5 tRNA genes and 1 rRNA gene are annotated in these 723 nt (G+C 48.4%); all 6 read right to left on the minus strand.

Annotated features, from left to right (window positions below):
• Positions 1-75, minus strand: a 16S ribosomal RNA gene (locus AC1DKZ_RS32860); the annotation flags it as partial.
• A 76-nt stretch (positions 76-151) separates the two neighbouring features.
• Positions 152-222: transfer RNA gene (locus tag AC1DKZ_RS32865), tRNA-Gly, on the minus strand.
• A gap of 1 nt (position 223) precedes the next feature.
• Positions 224-300: transfer RNA gene (locus AC1DKZ_RS32870), tRNA-Pro, on the minus strand.
• 3 nt (positions 301-303) lie between these two features.
• Positions 304-380 (minus strand) — tRNA-Arg (locus tag AC1DKZ_RS32875).
• 96 nt (positions 381-476) lie between these two features.
• A tRNA-Leu gene (locus AC1DKZ_RS32880) sits at positions 477-559 on the minus strand.
• A 16-nt stretch (positions 560-575) separates the two neighbouring features.
• Positions 576-648 (minus strand) — tRNA-Lys (locus AC1DKZ_RS32885).
• Positions 649-723: the final 75 nt, after the last annotated feature.

Raw genomic sequence — 723 nt, forward strand, 5'->3', positions numbered from 1 at the left:
ATCCATTCGCTCGACTTGCATGTATTAGGCACGCCGCCAGCGTTCATCCTGAGCCAGGATCAAACTCTCCAATAAAGTTAGTTTGTCTAGCATCTAAAAATAAAAATTGACGTTCACGTTGTTTGTTTCGTTCAGTTTTCAAAGAACTAAAAGCGGGTGAAGAGAATCGAACTCTCGACCAGAGCTTGGAAGGCTCTTGTTTTACCACTAAACTACACCCGCGTGGTCGGGAAGACAGGATTTGAACCTGCGACCCCCTGGTCCCAAACCAGGTGCTCTACCAAGCTGAGCCACTTCCCGTTATGGCGCGCCCGAGAGGAGTCGAACCCCTAACCTCTTGATCCGTAGTCAAACGCTCTATCCAATTGAGCTACGGGCGCTTATTCATGATGTTTTTTCGTCGTTGTATTTTGGCGACTCAATTATCTTACCATACTACATTTTCAAATGCAAGTACTTTTTAAAAGATTTTTTGATGCGGCCGAGAGGACTTGAACCTCCACGGGGTTTCCCCCACTAGGCCCTCAACCTAGCGCGTCTGCCGTTCCGCCACGACCGCGCGGAAAAAACAAAAGTGAGCCATGAAGGATTCGAACCTTCGACCCTCTGATTAAAAGTCAGATGCTCTACCAACTGAGCTAATGGCTCGTAAATGGCTGGGCTAGCTGGATTCGAACCAGCGCATGACGGAGTCAAAGTCCGTTGCCTTACCGCTTGGCTATA

It is taken from the genome of Bacillus sp. 05T21, from assembly GCF_056396785.1.